The sequence below is a fragment of the Pimelobacter sp. 30-1 genome (genome assembly GCF_018831735.1).
Taxonomy (GTDB): Bacteria; Actinomycetota; Actinomycetes; order Propionibacteriales; family Nocardioidaceae; genus Nocardioides.
Window position 1 is genome coordinate 42,989 of the sequence record NZ_NHTS01000008.1, and the last position, 16,677, is coordinate 59,665.

Below are 16,677 nucleotides of genomic sequence, written 5' to 3' on the forward strand. Positions count from 1 at the left end.
TGGTCGCCGGCCTCGTCTGGTGGCTGCTGCGCGCCGAGCCGCCGGCGCCGGAGGCGGTGTCCCCGCAGCCCGGTCCGCTCACCGCGACGCCGGCCCCGTCCGCGCCGCCGCGCGACGTGTGCGACGGCCAGGCGCGGCGGGGGTTCGTGCCGACCGCGTTCAGCGTCCCCGGCGTCGTACGGCGGGCGGAGGTGCGGGGTCTCCCGCGCGACGCGCAGGGCGTGCCCGGCGTACCGCCGGTCTCCGACAAGGACGTCGTCGCCTGGGACCTCGGTGGCATCGAGCCCGGCAGCCGCGCGGGCCACGTGCTGCTCAACGCCCACACCTGGCCCGACGGGGCGGCGCTGGGCAACCGGCTCCTCGACGGCCTGCGCGAGGGCGGCCGGATCGTGCTGCACGGCGCCGGCGGCAAGGTCGCCTGCTACCGGGTGAGCGTGCGCGAGGAGGTGCGCGCCGAGGACGGCTATCCCGGCTGGGACGCCGTGGACGGCTCGCCGGAGGTGGTCATCGTGGTCTGCTCCGGCGAGCGCCGCGGGCCGGGGGACTGGTCGCACCGGACGCTCTGGTTCGCGCGTCCGGCCGTCTGAGCCCGAGCCTGGGCCTGAGCCGCGGGTGCGGGCGCGGGGAGCCGGCCGTTGACCGTCTCGGGCAGGTGCCGCTCGAGCACCCGGGCCAGGACGACGATCACCGCGCACCCGACGAGCATGAGCGCGATGAGCAGCGTGCCCTGGCCGTGCTGGAGCAGCAGTCCGGCGACGATCGGCCCGGCGACGGTGCCGGCCTGGACGGCGCCCGCGTTGATCGCGTTGGCGCGACCGCGCAGGTGGTCCTCGGCCAGGTCGTTGGTGATGGCGGGGACGGTCGGCTGGAGCAGCGTCTCGCCGAGGCCGAAGACCAGGCCGAAGCCGAGCAGCCCGATCGCGGCGACGCCGCCGCCGGGCGCGATGCCGCCGAGGCCGACGAGTGCCCACGCGACCGCCCAGAGCCCGGCCATGGCGATGAGGACCCGGGTCCGGCGGTGGCCGCGGATGCGGCGCATGACGCCGAACTGGAGTCCCACGATGACGAACGTGTTGAGGGCGAAGGCGGCGCCGATCAGGCCGGTGGAGAGCCCGGCGGTCTCGCGGGCGAAGCCGGGCAGGCCGGCCTCGAACTGGCCGTAGCCGATGAACGTCGCGACGAAGGTCAGCACCGTCAGCCAGCGCACGGCCGGGCTGCGCAGGATCGTGCGGTAGCCGGGTGCGGCGGGGCCGGCCAGGTCGCGCGGCGGGCGCGGCGCGCGACCGTGCAGGTGGCGCAGCGGGCCGAGGAAGAGCGCGAGCGGCACCAGTCCGGCGACGGCGTCGGCGAGGTAGATCGCGGTGAAGGTCTCCGGCCGGGACACGTCGGCGAACAGCCCGCCGACGATGCCGCCGACGCCGAGGCCGAGGTTGGTGAGCGCGAAGTTCACGCCGAAGTACTGCTGGCGCACCTCGCCCTCGACGACGCTCGCGATGAGCGAGTTGAAGGCGGGCCAGGAGGCGCCGAAGTTGACCCCGATCAGGGTCAGTGCGACCGCCGCGGCGGCGGGCGTCGTGGCGAACGCGAGGAGCGCGGTGCCCGCGACCATGCAGACCTGGCCACCGAGCATGACCACGCGGGCGCCGTACCGGTCGGTGAGGGCGCCGCTGGGTCCGGTGACGACGAAGGCGACCGCGGCGATGAGCGCCATCAGTGCTCCGGCGAGGCCGAGGTCGAAGCCGCGCACCTCGTGGAGGTAGATCAGGGTGAACGGCAGCACCAGTCCGCGACCGAGGGTGGAGATCGCGACGGTGGACAGCAGCCAGCGTCCCTCACGAGGAAGCGCGGCCCAGAACGAGTTCAACGAGATCATGCGTGGACCGGGTGCTTCACGGTTGAAAACTTTACGACTCGGGGCCGATCCGGAGGAAATCTGCCGGGCCCGAACGGGCCTCGTTGTGGCGGAACACACGGCGCGCGACTTTGGGTGCCGAACCGAGGGTTCGATCGGCGGCGGCTGAGGAAGGCTGGGGGCAATGCTCGGGGCAGCCCGCTCCGAGCGCCCAGCCAGCGACGGGGTAGCGATGAACTTGTCCGCGACGTACGGCGACCGGGCCGCGCTGCAGCGCGAGATCCGGGGACCGCAGTGGTTCGCATCGGAGGAGACGACCGGTGGCCGTGACGAGCACACCGGCCTGGAGATCGAGGTCGACGCGACCGGGTGGCCGGTGCGGGTGGCCGCGCTCACCGCGGTGGCGCCCGAGCTGCGCGACGCGGCCGGGCTCCGCGCCGCCCTCGAGCGCGCGATCGGTGGCGCGGTGCTGGGCCACCTCGCCCACAACGCCGAGCGCCGCCGGCTGAGCCCGGCCGAGATCGAGCGGGGCCGCGAGCTGGTCGAGGGACGGCGCCGGTTGGTGCCGCCGCCGGCGTACCGCGCGGCGCCGCTGGTCGCCCCCGACGGACCGGTGCAGCCTCGCAGCGCCTGGCGCGACGACCGGCTCGACCGCACCGTCACCGGCACCTCCCGCGAGGGCGAGATCCGGGTCGAGCTCGGCTACATCGACGGCCTGCGCCGCCTCGACGCCGACGCGCAGTTCCTCGCAACCGCACCGGCGGACCTGCTCCGCCACGCCCTCAACGAGGCGTTCACCGACGCCCAGGAAGGAGGCCGGCGATGAGCACGACCCCCAACCCCTCCCCGGTCTACGGACCGTTCGTCCCGCCGCAGTGGAACCCGCCGGACGACCCGCCGGGCTACGGCGAGCCGCACCCCCCGGGCGGCGCGAACGGCGAGTTCTCGGCCGAGATCCAGGACCTGGTCACCGCGTCGGTGGCCTGGGACGGGCTGTCCGCGGCCCTGCAGAAGGTGTGGGGCTACGCCTCCGAGGGCTGGGGCTACCCGAGCCTGTTCGGCATGCAGGACACGCTCTACACCGCCGGCCGGCTGCACCAGACGGTCAACGAGGTGCTCGTCAACGGCGCCGCCGACGGGCACTGGATCACCCAGACCCTCGCCAACGGCCTGGTCGAGACCGCGAACGACCTCAGCGGCACCGACACCACCCAGGGCGAGAACTTCCGCAAGCTGAAGGATCGGGCAGGCGAATGACTGACGCAGACAAGGACCCGCAGGTCTTCCTCACCCAGGTCAACGACGCCATCGAGGACGTCAACAAGGCCATCGGCGAGTTCATCGAGAAGTCCGCGAACTTCATCAACGACCACCTCACCGAGGGGGGCATCCTCGGCGGCTTCCTGGCCGGCGGCATCCCGGGTGCGATCGTCGGCGGCCTGGTCGGCCACGAGCTCGAGGGGCGCTTCGACGACGCGATCGACAACATCAACGAGGCCTGGGAGACCGCCTCCGAGACGATCCGGCAGTCGATCGGCTCGATCCTGGGCGACCCGCTGCGGATGTCGAGCATCGCCAGCCGCTACCGCGACTCCGTCGAGGAGCTCGGCCAGGTGCGCATCGACATCGACGCGGCCAACCGCTACCTCGCCAAAAGCTGGACCGGCCGCGCCTACACGGCGTACGAGAACACCTCGGCGTTCCAGCTCAAGGCCGTGCAGGGCATGTCCGACTCGTTCGCCGAGGCGGCCGACCTGCTCGACGACCACCAGGTCAACCTGCTCAAGCACTGGAACGCCCAGCTCAAGAACCTGGTCGACCTGGCCGCGGCCATCCTCGGCAAGGCCGGCGAGCTCGGCGACGTCGGCAACTGGTTCACCGGGGGCGCGGGCGTGATCGTGCAGATCATCGTCACCGCGGGCTCGCAGGCGGCGTCGATCGTCAAGGAGGCGGTCGACTACTGGATCACCCTCAACGTCGGCAACGCCGGCGACTGGGACGCCATCCAGGCCAAGCTCGGTCAGCGCGGCTTCGAGGGCGACAAGTGGCCCGACTTCACCAGCGTCGACCTGCCGAACCTCAACGGTCCCTGGCAGAAGGCCTGAGGCCGGAGCCTCAGCGGTCGAGGGGGAGCGACCCGGTCAGCGTGACCGGGTCGCCCCCGACCGTGCTGGTCCGGCGGACCTCGAGCCGGGTGCCCCCGGGAGCGAACACCAGCGTGGACGACGTCGCGCCGCTCTCGCCGCGGTCCTCGTCGCGCGTGGCCACGGGGGCGCGCCCGTCGACGCTCGCCCGGACCTCGGTCGCGCTCACCGGCGCGCTGCCGGAGGGCTGGAGCGTGGTCTCGAGCTGGACCACCCGCCACGGGCCGTCCGCGGACCAGCCCTGGCCGGCGACCCACGGCCAGCTCGCCGTACGGGCGCGGCAGAAGGCGCTGCCGCCGGTGCGGGTGAAGGACGTGGGCGTCACGGTGGTGCGGCAGCTCGTGTAGCCGGCCGCTGTGGAGGCGGGGACGTCGTAGAGCGGCTGGGCGGCGGGGTCGACGTGGGGTGCCGCGGCGTCCTCGGTGACCGACTGGGCGACGCCGTCGAAGACCACCTCGAGGCCCCAGCCGGCAGGGTCGTCGAGGGCGACGTAGACGAACCCGGCGCTCCGGCTCAGGCCGTCGACCTCGAGCGGGACCCGCCGCTCGTCCTCGCCGTCGCCGGCGACGAGCGCGAGTTCGTCGGGCACGCTCGGGTCGAGGACCGAGGTCTGGGCCGCCGTGGGTACGCCGGCGCCGGCCTCGGTCGTCCAGGAGACCGCGACGAGGGTGCTGTCGTCGTCGGCCGAGACCGCCTCCTCGGCGAAGGTCCCGGCGGCGTCCACCTCGGCCCCGGGCAGCGGCGCGATCCGCGCGGTGAGGCGCCCGTCGGGGAGCTGGAGCTCGGCGGTCCAGCCGCGCTCGGCGGCGGGGCTGCCGGGTGCGGGGGCGTCGGTCGCGGCCCGCACCACCTCGCCGGCGGCGAGATCACCGGAGCCGCCGGTGCAGCCGGCGGCCAGCAGCGGGGTCGCGAGCACGGCGAGCGCGGCAGCGCGGAGCGGGGAGGTCATGACGGCGTTCCTTCCCCGACCGCGGCGGGTTCAGTCTGCTGGCCGTTGACCGTCGCCGAGACATGGCGCTCGAGGACCAGCGCGACCAGGGCGATCGCCGCGCAGCCCAGCACCATGAGCGCGATGTAGACCACGCTCAGGTCGTGCTGGAGCAGGAAGCCCGCCACGACCGGTCCGGCGATCGCGCCACCCTGGAAGGCGGCCGCGGTGAGCGCGTTGTAGCGGCCGCGGGTGTGGTCGGAGGCGAGGTCGTTGCTCATCGCCGGCACCGTGGGCTGGAGCAGGGTCTCGCCCAGCGCGAAGACCCCCATGAAGGCGATCACGCCGGTGGCGGCGGCCAGTCCGCCCGGGGCCAGCCCGGCGAGGCCGAGCAGCGCCCAGGCGACCGCCCAGGTCGCGGCCATCACCAGCATCACCCGGGTACGGCGGCGCCCGCTGATGCGCGAGAGCACCGCGAACTGCAGCACCACGATGATCGCGGTGTTGACCGCGAACGCGAGCCCGATCGTGCGCGTGGACACCTCGGCTGCCTGGCGCGCGAAGCCGGGGAAGCCCGCCTCGTGCTGGCCGTAGCCGATGAACGTCCCGATGAAGGTCAGCAGCGTCAGCCAGCGCACCGCCGGCTCGCGCAGGATCGTCAGGTAGCCGACCGTCGCGGGCGCGGGGCTGCCGTCGGCGGGCGCCGCCGCGCGGCCGTGGACGTGGCGCAGCGGGCCGAGCAGCAGTGCCATCGGGATCAGCCCCGAGGCGGCGTCGGCGAGGAAGATCGCGGTGAAGGTGCCGGGCCGGGACACGTCGGCGAACAGCCCGCCGACCACCCCGCCGACGCCGATGCCGAGGTTGACCAGGGCGAAGTTGATGCCGAAGTACTGCTGGCGCAGCTCACCGCTGACCACGCTCGCGATGAGCGCGTTGAAGCCCGGCCACGAGACGCCGAAGTTGAAGCCGACCAGGACCAGCGCCACCGCTGCGAGGGCGGGCGTGGTGGCGAAGGCGAGCAGGACGTTGCCGGCGATCATGGCGGCCGTGCCGGTGAGCAGCACCGCGCGGGCGCCGTACCGGTCGGTGAGGGCGCCGCCGGGACCGGTGACCAGGAAGCCGACGACGGCGATGAGCGCCATGAGCGTGCCGGACAGGCCGAGGTCGAAGCCGCGCACCTCGTGCAGGTAGATCAGCGTGAACGGCAGGGTCAGGCCGCGACCGAGGGTCTGGATGGCGACCGTGGACAGCAGCCACCGGCCTTCCGTGGGCAGCGCGCCCCAGAAGGCCCTCACTTCTTCGGCTTGGGCGGCAGGCTCGCGGCGTAGGCCGCCCCGATGCCGACCCACGTCCCGAGCGCGGTGTCCTCGAGCACGTCGCCGGCGTCGACCCGGAGCCAGCCGCGCATGCTGCGGCCCTGCATCTCCATCGGGACCGCGGCGGTGGTCTCGACGTAGTGCTCGGTCTCGTCGGGCGCGACGCGGACCATGATCCCGCCCTGGCCGGACGCGGCGACGGCCATGTTGCCGCCGACCATGAAGCCCAGCCCGCCGAACATCTTCTGCTCGGTCACCTCGTGACCCGCGAGGCTCGGCTCGTCGACCAGGAGGTCGCGGAGCCGGGCCGCCAGCCGCTCGTCGTACGCCATGGGACGAGGCTAGGACCCGGCACCGACAGTGCGACACAGGCGTGCTGGTCGAAGGTATCTTGGGGAGAGCAGGAATTCGGGTGTGCCGGTCAATGCGCGAGGAGCGGACCGATGATTTCGGGAATTCGGACAAGGGCGCTCGTCGCCGTGCTCGGCATTGTCGCCGTGACCGGTTGCTCGGAGGCGTCGGCGCCTTCCCGGTCGAGCGAGCCCGATAGTGCGGTCGCGCGTGACACCGAAACTCCGCAGCGCACGTGGTGCGACATGTCCATCGCTCGGCAACGCACGCTGCCTCGTGGATATGAAGCCGTTCTCGGCGCCGTGGGGCTCCCCACGGCGCGGACCGCACGCCGCGCACAGCAGGCGGGCGACGGGGCCGGTGCGGGCGTGCTGTTCGCGAAGACCGCCCTGCTGCTCCGGGGCGACGAGCCGATCGTGATCGAGCAGGTCCCGGGCAGCGGCGACGCGGGAGAGCCGCCCCTGCTGCTCGGTTGGGGCGAGACGGAGCCGGGTGCGAGGTTCACGGCGCGACCGTGCCCGCGTACGCCGGGCTGGCGCGTCTTCACCGGCGGCCTGTACCTGACCCGCCCTTCCTGCGTGCGGCTGCGGGTGCACGTCGGGGCGCGGTCGACCGAGGTCAGCGTCGGCGCCGGTGCGCCGTGCCCGGGGCAGCGGCGGCCGGTTGCGGTGAACTGAGCAGAATTCGCGGGAATTCGGCGCGAATTCCTCAGTGCCCCTGGACATTGCGCGGATATCGAGGTTAATTTCGCGAGGCAGGTCGGGAGAATGAGTGGATCGGCGCCGATGGATTCGGCGTCGAGTTTCGCGGCCCGCAGTCGACGTGTCGTCTCGGAACGGTAGCGCCCATGGACGCGAACGAGTTGTTGGAATTGCTCGCCGGTGCTACGACGCTCGCGCTCGGTGGTGTCTTTCTCGGCGCGGCGACGGCCAAGCTCGAGCGGCCCTCGTTGTTCGCGGCGACGCTGCGCGACCTGGGGGTGAGGTCCGAGAGGCTCGTCCGCGCCGGTGCGCTCCTTGTTCCGCTGTCCGAGCTCGGTACCGGCGCGGCCCTGGTGCTGCGGCCCGGGGCGATGGTCGGGGTGCTCGCGGCGCTCACCCTCGCGCTCGGTTTCGCCGGCACCGGGATCGTGGCGATGACCCGGCGCCATGCGGTGCGCTGCTCGTGCTGGGGAGCCCGTTCCGCACGGTCGGTCCTCGGGATCCGGCAGGTGGCCGCGCTGCCGCTGTGGCTGTTGGCGCTCGCCCTGGTCGCCCGGCCCGGGGCGGGTGCTTCCTGGTCTGCCGCTCAGGGCCTGGCCGTCCTCGCCGGCCTCGTCCTCGCCCTGCTGGTGGCGCCGCGCACCGTCCGCGTCGTACGGCTGGCGCGCGAGGTCGCGGCCCAGCGCAGGGCACAGATCTGGTTGAACGCCCGGCTCCTCCCGGGAGCAGACGCATGAGCCTCGCCGTCGTCGCTCTGGTCCTGGTCGTCGTGCTGGCGATCGCGGTGGCGCTGCTGCTCGGCGCCCTCATCGAGATGTACCGCCAGCTGGAGCAGCTGCGTGCCTATCTCTCGATCGAGGACCGGGCCGAGGAGATCGACAGCACGCATCTCGCGGGGCGCCGGCCGAGTGCCTTCGGGCTCGCGGAGCACCTCGACACCGTGCCTGCGGGCGGCGTCCTCGTGCTGTCCGAGAAGTGCGCGACCTGCCACCAGCTGGCCGAGTGGATCGGGCCCCGCCGGGCGCGACGCGAGCTGCAGATCCTGGTGGTACCGCAGTCACAGGACAACGGGGCGTCCTTCATCGAGGAGTACGGCCTCACCCAGCACCTGCTCGTCGAACCCCTCCGGGCTGGCGCCGTGAGCAACGCCCTCGGGCTGCACACGACGCCGGCGGTGCTGTTCATCGCGGAGGGGCGGTTCGCGTCCATGGAGACCGTGCCGTCGGTGCGGCGCCTGGACGAGGCGATCGGGCGGCTCGCCACACCCAACGTCGCCCGGTAGGTGCCGGGCAAGGCAGGACGCCGAACAAGGAACGAGGAAGAAGGAGGAAGGGCTGTGCGGAGAAGACACACAAGATCCGAGGACTCGGACCGGGAGAGGGGGCGCCCCGCGCCCTCGCGGCGTTCGTTCCTCGGCCTGCTCAGCGCCGCCGGCACGGCGACCGTGGCCGGGGCGGCCGGCGTCGTGGCCACGCCCCAGCGGGCCGCTGCCAACGCGCGTGCCCGCCTGGTCGGCTGGCGCTGCTGCGACCTGGTGTACTCGCCGAATTGCCCAAGCTCCGGTGGCAGCTACTACTGCACCCGCGGGACGATGCGCGTCTGGTACTGCTGCCAGGGCGGCCGCACCTACGCGTGCGGGGAGTGCACGTCGGGCGGCAACTGCTACACGGGCTCCTTCTACTGCTCGGCGGGCTGGACCGTGGCGCCCAACAACTGCACGATCGGGCGGCTCTCGCCGATGTCCTTCGAGCCGAAGGTCGATCCCGCGGAGCTGGCACAGATGCGCGCAGGCACCTATCCCAAGGCGCCCGATCCCGACTTCGTCGACCAGAACCCACAGCTGTTCACCTTCGACAAGGCGAGGTTCAACGCATGAGCGTGGTCCTGACGGCGACGGTTCTGGGCGTCGTCGTCCTGGCCGGAACGGCCCAGCTGGTCAGCCTTTGAGGACTCTCGTTCGCCGGTCAGCTGCGCACCTCCGCCGCTGACCGTGCGTGGGCGTCGGTCCGGCGCCCGGTGGCCTTCCTGACGATCGGCTACGCCACGTCGGCGCTGATCGTGACGAGCCTGGTGAGCCTGCTCGGGCGACCGCTGGTCGAGGTGCTCGACCTGTCGTCCGCCGGGCGCTCGCTCCTCGCCGCCGGCTGGCTCGCGCTGTGCGTGGTCTTCAACGGAGGCGCGGTCGGTCTCGAGCCGCCGATGCTCAAGCGCCAGACGCCGCTGACCTACCTCTACCTGTACGGAGCGAGTCGTGGTGCGCTGCTGTGGGGACTGGACACGGGGACGATGCTCTCGACCTTCCGGGTGACCTCCGGGACCTGGGCGATCCTCGGCCTGGTGATCCTGGGGGTCGCGCCGTGGTGGTCCGGTGCCGTCTACGGGCTCTCCTTCGGCCTCGGCCTGCTGGTGGTGACCCTGCGGATCTCCCGCACCGGCGGACATGCAGGAGCCACGGCCCGGCTCCGTCCGTTGTTGACGGCCGGAATGGCAGCGCTGCTCGCCGCCGGTGCGGTCCAGCTGGTGCTGGCAGCCGGCTAGGCCGAGGTCACGGTCGCCACTGCGGGTCGCGGCCGATGAACCCGATCAGCCGGTCCTGCCAGCTCGCGTCCTCCGGTACGGCGACCCGGGCGCCGTACTGGCCGCTCTGGCGCAGCATCTCGTCCATCGGCTCCATGCCGGTGAACATCACCTGGCAGCGCTCCTCGTCGAGCCGGTCGTCCTGACCGGTCGCGCGGGCGAGGTCCCAGGTGTGCATGAAGACGTCGCCGGTGTAGAACTCCGAGATCGCCCGGGGCAGCGGCATCGCGGGGAGCCGCGGGTGGGCGAAGGTGAGGTCGGCGTTGGCCGGGTCGTCGAGGACGGCCTGGACCCCGGCGGCGTGGTGCTCCCACGCGGCGACGGGGTCGTCGTCGACGGAGGGGCCGGGGGACAGGCGCAGGTCCGAGCCGTCGGCGAGGAACGCCGGGAACCACTCCACCAGGTGCCGTACGACGTCGCGCGCCTGCCACTGCGCGACGGGCGTGGCCGCGTCCCAGCCGCCGGCGCCGACCCCGCGCACCTTGTCGCCGAAGGTGCCGGCGATCGAGCGGTGCTCCTCGGCGGCGCTCACCGGCCGGACTCCGCGACGAGCCGGGCGAGGAGGCGGTCGAGGGCGGCATAGCCCTCGTTGACGCCGACCTCCATGCCGCTGGCGAGCATGCCGGCGCGGGACTCGAAGTCGTAGACGACCGAGAGCGCCTCGATGCGGGTGCGGCCGCCGGGCAGCTCGACGAACACCATGGTGTCGAGGCTGACCGCGTCGGGCATCTCCTCGAAGCCGAAGGTCTGCACGATCTTCTCGTTCTCGTTGACCCGGTGCACCGCGCCGTAGAAGTGCGCGATCTCCTCGCCCTCGCGGGTGGCGGTGTAGCGGTACTCGCCGCCGGTGCGGATGTCCCACACGTCGATGTCCATCCCGATCGAGTCGGGGCCCATCCACTGCTTCACGAGCTCGGGCTCGACGTGGGCGCGGAAGACGAGCTCGCGCGGGGCGTCGAACTCGCGGACCATCCGCACGGTGGGGACGTCGGGGTCGGCCTCGATGAGGGTCTCGGGGGTCGTGGTCTCGGTGCTCATCCTGCTTCTCCTCGTGCTCGGTCGCTGATCTCGGTGGGGGAGTCCTGGCCCTGCATCCGGGCGAGGACGGCGTCGAGGCGGCGATAGCGCTCCTCGGCCTGCTGCTGGTACCGCTCGATCCACTTGGTCATGAGGTCGAACACCTCCGCTTCCAGGTGGACCGGCCGGCGCTGGGCGTCGCGGCTGCGCCGGACCAGACCTGCCTCCTCGAGCACCTTGAGGTGCTTGGAGACGGCCTGGAGCGACACGTCGTACGGCGCCGCGAGCTCGCCGACCGTCGCGTCGCCGGCCGCCAGGCGGGCGACCATGTCACGCCGGGTCGGGTCGGCGAGCGCGCCGAAGATCCGCGACAGCCGGTCCTCTTGCTCAACCATGTGGTTGAGCATGCATCCGGGTCGAGGTCCTTGTCAACCGTTCGGTTGAGCAATGAGGAGAGAGCGTCAGGCGCCCCGCGCCATCGGGGGCGAGATGAGCGTCGCGTCGCCGCGGCGGTAGAGCAGCGCGCGGCGTCCGCCGGCCTCGGTGGCGTGCCCCCGCGTGTCCGTCGGTACGACGAACCCGTCGGTCCCGAGCACCTTGCGGCGGAAGTTCCCGAGGTCCGGGGGCGTGCCCCAGACGGCCGCGTAGACACGGCGCAGCTCGGGCAGCGTGAACGGCTCGGCGACGAACTCGGTCGCGAGCGTCGTGTACTCCAGCTTGGCCCGGACCCGCTCGCGCGCGTCGAGCAGGATCTGGCGGTGGTCGAAGGCGAGCGCCGGTCCGTCGCTGTCGTCGCGGCCCTCGAGCAGGTCGTCGACGACCCACCAGCGCGCGTCGGCGGCGTCGGTGCCGGGGTGCGGCTCGGGGAGGTCGGGGGCGAGGGCGACGTGGGCCACCGAGACCACGCGCATGCGGGGGTCGCGGTCGGGCGCGGAGTAGGTCTTGAGCTGCTCCAGGTGGCCGGGGAAGCGCTCGACGCCGGTCTCCTCGCGCAGCTCGCGCCAGGCCGCCTGCTCGGCGTCCTCGTCGGGCTCGACGAAGCCGCCGGGCAGTGCCCACGAGCCGGCGAAGGGCTCCTCGCCGCGCTCGACCAGGAGGACGGCGAGCGCTCCGTCGCGCACGGTGAACACGGCGAGGTCGACCGCGACCGCAAACGGGGGGTGCTCGCTCATCGCGCCACCTCCACGTCGACGCCGGCCGCCGCCAGCTCGTCGAGTGCCGCGGCCGACGAGTCCGGCGCGACACCGGCGTGCAGCCCGTCGAGGAGGCGGACCGTGAAGCCCGCCTTGACCGCGTCGAGGGCGGTCGCCCGGACGCAGTAGTCGGTGGCGATGCCGGTGACGTCGACCTCGGTCACGCCGGCCGCCGCGAGCAGGTCGGCGAGGCGCTCACCGCGGTCGGTGACGCCCTCGAACGCCGAGTACGCCGGCTCGCCCATGCCCTTGACGACGTGGTGGGTGACCGCGTCGGTGACGAGCTCGGGCGCGTAGTCGGCGCCCGCCTCGCCCTGGACGCAGTGCACGGGCCAGGTCGAGACGAAGTCGGGGGCCTGGCCCGGCTCGTGGAAGTGGCCGCCGTTGGTCTCGCCCGCGCGGTGCCAGTCGCGCGAGGCGGCGACGAGGGCGTAGTCGGCGGCGTGCGCGGCGAGGTGCTCGCTGATCCGGCCGGCGACCGCGCGGCCGCCGGTGACGCCGAGCGAGCCGCCCTCGACGAAGTCGTTCTGGACGTCGACGACGATCAGCGCCTTGGTGCTCTGGGGGGCCATCGGGGTCTCCTCTCGAAGCGTGGTGGTCAGGTACGCCGCCCCGGCCGAGACGCTGCGGGCCTCGGCGGGCAGCGTGGCCAGGGTGGCGGCGGCGAAGTCGCGGACCTCGCCGAGCGTCGGGCGGTGGACGACCTCGCCGGCGCGGACCAGGGGGACCTGGACCTCGCGGGCGCCGGCGCCGGGTGGGGGAGCCCCCTGGGCGGTGAACCACTCGGCGGTCAGGAGGCCCTGGTCGTCGTAGGTGCGGTAGGGGCGCTTGCGGCCGCCGACCGAGCCCTTGTCCTTGGACTTCTTCGCGACCGGGCGCAGGGGAGCGCTGTCGTGGTCGGCGATGGCGACGAGCTTGTAGACCATGCTCGCGGTCGGGTGGCCCGAGCCGGTGGCGACGCGGGTGCCGACGCCGTAGCCGTCGATGGGGGCGTCGGTGAGCGCCGCGATGACGAACTCGTCGAGGTCGCTGGTCACCACGATGCGGGTCCCGGTGGCGCCGAGCGAGTCGAGCAGGAGCCGGGCCCGGTGGGACTCGTCGCCCAGGTCGCCGGAGTCGATCCGGATCGCGCCGAGGTCGGTGCCGGCGACCTCGACCGCCGTACGGATGCCCTCGGCGATGTCGTAGGTGTCGACCAGCAGCGTGGTGCCGACGCCGAGGGCCTCGACCTGGCTGCGGAAGGCGTCGGCCTCGGTGTCGTGGGCGAGGGTGAAGGCGTGGGCCGCCGTCCCCGCCGTCGGTACGCCGTAGCGCCGGCCCGCGGCGAGGTTGCTCGTCGTCGCGAAGCCCGCGAGGTAGGCCGCCCGAGCCGTCGCGACCGCCGCCTCCTCGTGCGTGCGCCGTCCGCCCATCTCGATGATCGGCCGGCCGCGCGCGGCGTCAACCATGCGCGCCGCGGCGCTGGCGATCGCCGTGTCGTGGTTGAGGATGCTCAGCACGAGCGTCTCGAGCACCACGCACTCGCCGAGGGTCCCGGTGACGGTGAGGATCGGGCTGCCGGGGAAGTAGAGATCGCCCTCGCGGTAGCCGTCGACGTCGCCGCCGAACCGGAAGCCGGCGAGGTAGTGCGCGGTCTGCTCGCCGATCACCCCCTCGGCCTGCAGCCAGGCGAGCTCGTCGGCGTCGTAGGAGAAGTCCTCGATCGCGGTCAGCAGCCGGCCCAGCCCGGCGAGCATGCCGTAGCGGCGGCCCTCGGGCAGGCGGCGCGCGAACGCCTCGAACACGGCAGGGCGATCGGCGCTCCCGTCGCGGACGAACGAGTCGAGCATGGTGAGCTCGTAGCGGTCGGTGAGCAGTCCGGTGCGGTCCATCGCGGCTCCTCGATGTTGTAGTCAGTGTGACTATAACAGGGTGGTCTAGCGTTCACCAGCATGGCGCGCGGTGGCGAAGGGGTGGCGGACGCCTACGAGCAGCACCTCGCCGACCACGAGCGGGACCGGCGCCGCGCCCAGGGCTCGTTCTACACCCCGCCCGCGCTCGTCGACTGGATCCTCGACCGCGCGCTGCCCGGCGCCCCGGGGGCGACGGTGCTCGATCCGGCCTGCGGGACCGGGCACTTCCTCGTCGCCGCGGCCCGACGCCTGGGGGTGCGGGCGGTGCACGGCTCGGACCTCGACCCCGAGGCGGTACGGATCGCCCGTGAGCGGCTCCAGGCCCTCGATCCCGGCGTCGCGGCCGACGAGATCGAGCGGCAGGTCGTCCTCGCCGACGGGCTGACCGCGTGGGAGGGCCGGACGTTCGACGCGGTCGTCGGCAACCCGCCGTTCCTGGGCCAGCTGCGCCGCCGGTCCGCCGGGCAGAACGAGGAGCACCGGCGTGCCCTGGGTGCTTACACCGACACCAGCGCTGTCTTCCTGCACCGGGCGCTCGACCTCGTCGCGCCCGGCGGGGTCGTCGCGCTCGTGCAGCCGCTGTCGGTGCTCGCCGCCCGCGACGCCGGACCGGTACGACGAGCGGTCGCCGAGCGCGGCGCCCTCACCGACTTCTGGTGCTCGGACCGTCCCGTCTTCGAGGGCACGCCCGTGCTGACGTGCGTGCCCGTCGTCCGGGTGGGCGCGGGGCCCGGCCCCGACCCCGACGCGTGGGGGCGGCTCGCCGCGCCGACGTTCGGCATCCCGGTCGCGCCCCTCGCTGCCGGGGCCGTCACGGTCGGCGACCTCGCCGACTGCACGGCCGACTTCCGCGACCAGTTCTACGGCCTGGCGCCGTTCGTCCGCGACGGCCTCCCCGGCGGTACGCCGCTCGTCACCACCGGCCTCATCGACCCCGCCGAGTCGCGCTGGGGGAGGACGGCGACCCGCTTCGCCCGGGTCCGGTACGACGAGCCGTCGGTCGACCTCGCCGCGCTGCGCGCCGACGGGGCGCTGGCCCGCTGGGCCGACGCACGCCTCGTCCCCAAGCTGCTGGTCGCCGGGCAGGGCCGGGTGATCGAGGCGGTCGCCGACGAGCACGGCGCCTGGCTGCCGTCGGTCCCCGTGGTGAGCGTCGTCCCGCGCGACCGGGCGGACCTCTGGCGTCTCCTCGCGGTGCTGCTCGCGCCGCCCGTCGTCGCGCACGCGGCGACCCGCTACCTCGGCGCCGGCCTCACGCCCGGCTCGGTCAAGGTGAGCGCGCGCCAGGTGGCCGCGCTGCCGCTGCCGGCCGACGCGGGGGCGTGGGCCGAGGGCGCGGACCTGGCGCGGCAGGCCCAGCACGCAGGCGAGGACGAGAGGCCCGGGCTCCTCGTCGCGACCGGCCGGGTGATGACGGCCGCCTACGGTGCCGGTGACGACGTGCTCGACTGGTGGGCGGGGCGGGTGCGCCGGCGTACCGATGATTCGGCGGCCGGTGCCGGGTCAGCCCCGGCATGAGCGAGTTCCTGGCCGACGGGGCCGAGCTGTTCGCGGGGGTCTGCGTGCGCGACTACGCCCAGGCCCGCCCCTGGTACGACGCACTGCTCGGCGCACCGCCGTCGTTCCTGGCCCACGAGACCGAGGCGGTCTGGGAGCTCGCCCCGCACCGCTGGCTCGTCGTCGAGCAGCGACCCGAGCGGGCCGGCTTCGCGACCCAGACGCTCTTCGTCGACGACCTCGACGCGCGGGTGGCCGCGGCGGCCGGGCGCGGGATCCTGCCGGCGACGGAGGAGACCTACGGCGACGGGGTGCGCAAGGTGGTCTACCGCGACCCCGAGGGCAACGAGATCGGATTCGGCGGCAACACGCTGAGAGACCCCGGCAGCGACCCCGTCAGCGACCCCGCAGCCGGCGGGTGAGCGAGTCCGCGGTGGCCACGACCGCCGCGGCCAGCCGCTCGCGCTGGCGCTCGTCGAGCGATCCGCCGGACGGCGTGGTCGGGTAGGTCACCGCGACGCCCGCGACCGGCATCTCGTTGTGGTCGACGACCGCCGCCGCGACGCTCGCCATGCCCGCGGTCACCTCGCTGTCCTCGGTCGCGTAGCCGCGCTGCCGGGTCTCGGCGAGCACCGAGCGCAGCGCGGTGGGCGAGGTCGGGCCGACGCCAGTGCGGTCGACGAACGACTCCTTGTCGGGATAGAGCGCGCGCACCTGGCTGGCCGGCAGCCGGGCCAGGATCGCGCGGCCGCTGGCGGTCAGGTGCGACGGCAGCCGTACGCCGACGTCCGTCACGAGCGGCGGCCGGCCGGGAGCGCGCTCCTCGACGACGTAGAGCACGTCGCGCCCGTGGGGGACCGCGAGGTGCGCGCTGTGCCCGATCCGGTCGACGAGCGTGGCGAGGGGGCGTCGCGCGATCCGCTGGAGCGGCGCCTGGCGGGCGTAGCCGGAGCCGACCTCGAAGGCGGCGACGCCGAGCCCGTAGCGGCGGTCGTCGCTCAGGTGCACGACGAAGCCCTCGTCGGCCATCGCCTGCAGCAGGTGGTACGTCGTGGAGCGCGGGATCCCGAGCTCGCGCGCGATCCGCTCGACGGCGACCGGTTCGGGCTGGCCGGCGAGGAAGCGCAGCACCCGCAGCGCGCGGGTCGCGGCGGGCACCTGGGTCACGTCGGGCGGTCCTCTCCTCGGCCGAGCATGTCTCGGATCTGA

The 16,677-nt window shown here is 73.6% G+C and carries 20 protein-coding genes and 1 pseudogene; 10 read left to right on the forward strand and 11 right to left on the reverse strand.

The window, feature by feature from the left end; all coding sequences use genetic code 11:
- Window positions 1–463 precede the first annotated feature (463 nt).
- Window positions 464–1,972, reverse strand: a complete 1,509-nt coding sequence (locus CCO04_RS21050) for an MFS transporter (RefSeq protein ID WP_374197018.1) — start codon at window positions 1,970–1,972, stop codon at window positions 464–466.
- Between the two features lie 112 nt (window positions 1,973–2,084).
- On the opposite strand from CCO04_RS21050, the gene CCO04_RS21055 reads away from it, so the two are divergent.
- From CCO04_RS21055 to CCO04_RS21065, 3 genes are read left to right on the forward strand one after another with little or no spacing between them, the layout of a single operon-like run.
- On the forward strand, window positions 2,085–2,678 hold the full coding sequence (locus CCO04_RS21055; RefSeq protein ID WP_215816143.1) for a hypothetical protein: 594 nt from the start codon (window positions 2,085–2,087) through the stop codon (window positions 2,676–2,678).
- Entirely contained in the window at window positions 2,675–3,109 is a 435-nt protein-coding gene (locus CCO04_RS21060; RefSeq protein WP_215816144.1) for a hypothetical protein, read from the forward strand. The genes CCO04_RS21055 and CCO04_RS21060 overlap by 4 nt, the downstream gene beginning before the upstream one ends.
- Window positions 3,106–3,957: a hypothetical protein gene (locus tag CCO04_RS21065; protein ID WP_215816145.1), complete on the forward strand. Its 852-nt coding sequence runs from the start codon at window positions 3,106–3,108 to the stop codon at window positions 3,955–3,957. Before CCO04_RS21060 ends, CCO04_RS21065 begins: the two co-directional genes overlap by 4 nt.
- A gap of 10 nt (window positions 3,958–3,967) precedes the next feature.
- Here the strand turns inward: CCO04_RS21065 and CCO04_RS21070 are convergent, their stop codons facing one another.
- Genes CCO04_RS21070 through CCO04_RS21080 form a run of 3 tightly spaced genes read right to left on the reverse strand, consistent with a single transcriptional unit; the run spans window position 3,968 to window position 6,572 of the window.
- Window positions 3,968–4,945 carry a hypothetical protein gene (locus CCO04_RS21070; protein ID WP_215816146.1) on the reverse strand — a complete coding sequence of 326 codons (978 nt, stop codon included), beginning with the start codon at window positions 4,943–4,945 and terminating at the stop codon, window positions 3,968–3,970.
- Window positions 4,942–6,219: an MFS transporter gene (locus CCO04_RS21075; RefSeq protein WP_308281416.1), complete on the reverse strand. Its 1,278-nt coding sequence runs from the start codon at window positions 6,217–6,219 to the stop codon at window positions 4,942–4,944. Before CCO04_RS21075 ends, CCO04_RS21070 begins: the two co-directional genes overlap by 4 nt.
- A complete protein-coding gene (locus tag CCO04_RS21080) occupies window positions 6,216–6,572 on the reverse strand; it encodes a TfoX/Sxy family protein (RefSeq protein WP_215816148.1) in 357 nt (118 codons plus the stop codon). The genes CCO04_RS21075 and CCO04_RS21080 overlap by 4 nt, the downstream gene beginning before the upstream one ends.
- Before the next feature lie 111 nt (window positions 6,573–6,683).
- Between CCO04_RS21080 and CCO04_RS21085 the strand changes: the two genes are divergently transcribed.
- The 5 genes from CCO04_RS21085 (at window position 6,684) to CCO04_RS21105 (ending at window position 9,830) form a co-directional block, all read left to right on the forward strand.
- Window positions 6,684–7,268: a hypothetical protein gene (locus CCO04_RS21085; protein ID WP_215816149.1), complete on the forward strand. Its 585-nt coding sequence runs from the start codon at window positions 6,684–6,686 to the stop codon at window positions 7,266–7,268.
- A 170-nt stretch (window positions 7,269–7,438) separates the two neighbouring features.
- Window positions 7,439–8,029, forward strand: coding sequence for a MauE/DoxX family redox-associated membrane protein (locus CCO04_RS21090; protein ID WP_215816150.1), 591 nt, complete (start codon window positions 7,439–7,441; stop codon window positions 8,027–8,029).
- Window positions 8,026–8,574, forward strand: coding sequence for a hypothetical protein (locus CCO04_RS21095; RefSeq protein ID WP_215816151.1), 549 nt, complete (start codon window positions 8,026–8,028; stop codon window positions 8,572–8,574). The genes CCO04_RS21090 and CCO04_RS21095 overlap by 4 nt, the downstream gene beginning before the upstream one ends.
- Window positions 8,575–8,628: 54 nt before the next feature.
- Entirely contained in the window at window positions 8,629–9,168 is a 540-nt protein-coding gene (locus tag CCO04_RS21100; RefSeq protein WP_215816152.1) for a hypothetical protein, read from the forward strand.
- A 140-nt stretch (window positions 9,169–9,308) separates the two neighbouring features.
- Window positions 9,309–9,830 (forward strand): hypothetical protein, encoded by a 522-nt coding sequence (locus tag CCO04_RS21105; protein WP_215816153.1) that lies wholly within the window; start codon window positions 9,309–9,311, stop codon window positions 9,828–9,830.
- Between the two features lie 7 nt (window positions 9,831–9,837).
- Here the strand turns inward: CCO04_RS21105 and CCO04_RS21110 are convergent, their stop codons facing one another.
- The 6 genes and pseudogenes from CCO04_RS21110 to CCO04_RS21135 form a co-directional block, all read right to left on the reverse strand.
- A complete protein-coding gene (locus CCO04_RS21110; RefSeq protein ID WP_215816154.1) occupies window positions 9,838–10,401 on the reverse strand; it encodes a TIGR03086 family metal-binding protein in 564 nt (187 codons plus the stop codon).
- Window positions 10,398–10,907, reverse strand: coding sequence for an SRPBCC family protein (locus CCO04_RS21115; protein WP_215816155.1), 510 nt, complete (start codon window positions 10,905–10,907; stop codon window positions 10,398–10,400). The genes CCO04_RS21110 and CCO04_RS21115 overlap by 4 nt, the downstream gene beginning before the upstream one ends.
- Entirely contained in the window at window positions 10,904–11,281 is a 378-nt protein-coding gene (locus CCO04_RS21120) for a helix-turn-helix transcriptional regulator (RefSeq protein ID WP_215816156.1), read from the reverse strand. The genes CCO04_RS21115 and CCO04_RS21120 overlap by 4 nt, the downstream gene beginning before the upstream one ends.
- A 66-nt stretch (window positions 11,282–11,347) precedes the next feature.
- Entirely contained in the window at window positions 11,348–12,058 is a 711-nt protein-coding gene (locus CCO04_RS21125) for an NUDIX domain-containing protein (RefSeq protein WP_215816157.1), read from the reverse strand.
- Complete coding sequence (locus CCO04_RS30110) at window positions 12,055–12,651, reverse strand: isochorismatase family protein (protein WP_215816199.1); 597 nt, start codon at window positions 12,649–12,651, stop codon at window positions 12,055–12,057. The genes CCO04_RS21125 and CCO04_RS30110 overlap by 4 nt, the downstream gene beginning before the upstream one ends.
- Window positions 12,631–13,950 (reverse strand): annotated as a pseudogene (locus tag CCO04_RS21135) (nicotinate phosphoribosyltransferase); the annotation flags it as partial. The gene CCO04_RS30110 and the pseudogene CCO04_RS21135, both read right to left, overlap by 21 nt.
- Before the next feature lie 60 nt (window positions 13,951–14,010).
- On the opposite strand from CCO04_RS21135, the gene CCO04_RS21140 reads away from it, so the two are divergent.
- Together CCO04_RS21140 and CCO04_RS21145 are read left to right on the forward strand one after the other, a co-directional pair.
- Complete coding sequence (locus CCO04_RS21140; RefSeq protein WP_215816158.1) at window positions 14,011–15,489, forward strand: class I SAM-dependent DNA methyltransferase; 1,479 nt, start codon at window positions 14,011–14,013, stop codon at window positions 15,487–15,489.
- The gene (locus CCO04_RS21145) at window positions 15,486–15,890 is read left to right on the forward strand and encodes a VOC family protein (protein WP_215816159.1); all 405 of its coding nucleotides are present in this window, start codon (window positions 15,486–15,488) and stop codon (window positions 15,888–15,890) included. Before CCO04_RS21140 ends, CCO04_RS21145 begins: the two co-directional genes overlap by 4 nt.
- Here CCO04_RS21145 and CCO04_RS21150 read toward each other — a convergent pair.
- Window positions 15,865–16,635 (reverse strand): IclR family transcriptional regulator, encoded by a 771-nt coding sequence (locus CCO04_RS21150; RefSeq protein WP_215816160.1) that lies wholly within the window; start codon window positions 16,633–16,635, stop codon window positions 15,865–15,867. The genes CCO04_RS21145 and CCO04_RS21150 overlap by 26 nt on opposite strands.
- Window positions 16,636–16,677 lie beyond the last annotated feature (42 nt).

What these genes read in the sequence shown, in the direction of transcription:
- CCO04_RS21120 (WP_215816156.1), bottom strand. Translation starts at nt 11,281, where the DNA reads ATGGTTGAGCAAGAGGACCGGCTGTCGCGGATCTTCGGCGCGCTCGCC.
- CCO04_RS21080 (WP_215816148.1), bottom strand. Translation starts at nt 6,572, where the DNA reads ATGGCGTACGACGAGCGGCTGGCGGCCCGGCTCCGCGACCTCCTGGTC.
- CCO04_RS21070 (WP_215816146.1), bottom strand. Translation starts at nt 4,945, where the DNA reads ATGACCTCCCCGCTCCGCGCTGCCGCGCTCGCCGTGCTCGCGACCCCG.
- CCO04_RS30110 (WP_215816199.1), bottom strand. Translation starts at nt 12,651, where the DNA reads ATGGCCCCCCAGAGCACCAAGGCGCTGATCGTCGTCGACGTCCAGAAC.
- CCO04_RS21055 (WP_215816143.1), top strand. Translation starts at nt 2,085, where the DNA reads ATGAACTTGTCCGCGACGTACGGCGACCGGGCCGCGCTGCAGCGCGAG.
- CCO04_RS21115 (WP_215816155.1), bottom strand. Translation starts at nt 10,907, where the DNA reads ATGAGCACCGAGACCACGACCCCCGAGACCCTCATCGAGGCCGACCCC.
- CCO04_RS21065 (WP_215816145.1), top strand. Translation starts at nt 3,106, where the DNA reads ATGACTGACGCAGACAAGGACCCGCAGGTCTTCCTCACCCAGGTCAAC.
- CCO04_RS21140 (WP_215816158.1), top strand. Translation starts at nt 14,011, where the DNA reads ATGGCGCGCGGTGGCGAAGGGGTGGCGGACGCCTACGAGCAGCACCTC.
- CCO04_RS21145 (WP_215816159.1), top strand. Translation starts at nt 15,486, where the DNA reads ATGAGCGAGTTCCTGGCCGACGGGGCCGAGCTGTTCGCGGGGGTCTGC.
- CCO04_RS21090 (WP_215816150.1), top strand. Translation starts at nt 7,439, where the DNA reads ATGGACGCGAACGAGTTGTTGGAATTGCTCGCCGGTGCTACGACGCTC.
- CCO04_RS21060 (WP_215816144.1), top strand. Translation starts at nt 2,675, where the DNA reads ATGAGCACGACCCCCAACCCCTCCCCGGTCTACGGACCGTTCGTCCCG.
- CCO04_RS21125 (WP_215816157.1), bottom strand. Translation starts at nt 12,058, where the DNA reads ATGAGCGAGCACCCCCCGTTTGCGGTCGCGGTCGACCTCGCCGTGTTC.
- CCO04_RS21095 (WP_215816151.1), top strand. Translation starts at nt 8,026, where the DNA reads ATGAGCCTCGCCGTCGTCGCTCTGGTCCTGGTCGTCGTGCTGGCGATC.
- CCO04_RS21085 (WP_215816149.1), top strand. Translation starts at nt 6,684, where the DNA reads ATGATTTCGGGAATTCGGACAAGGGCGCTCGTCGCCGTGCTCGGCATT.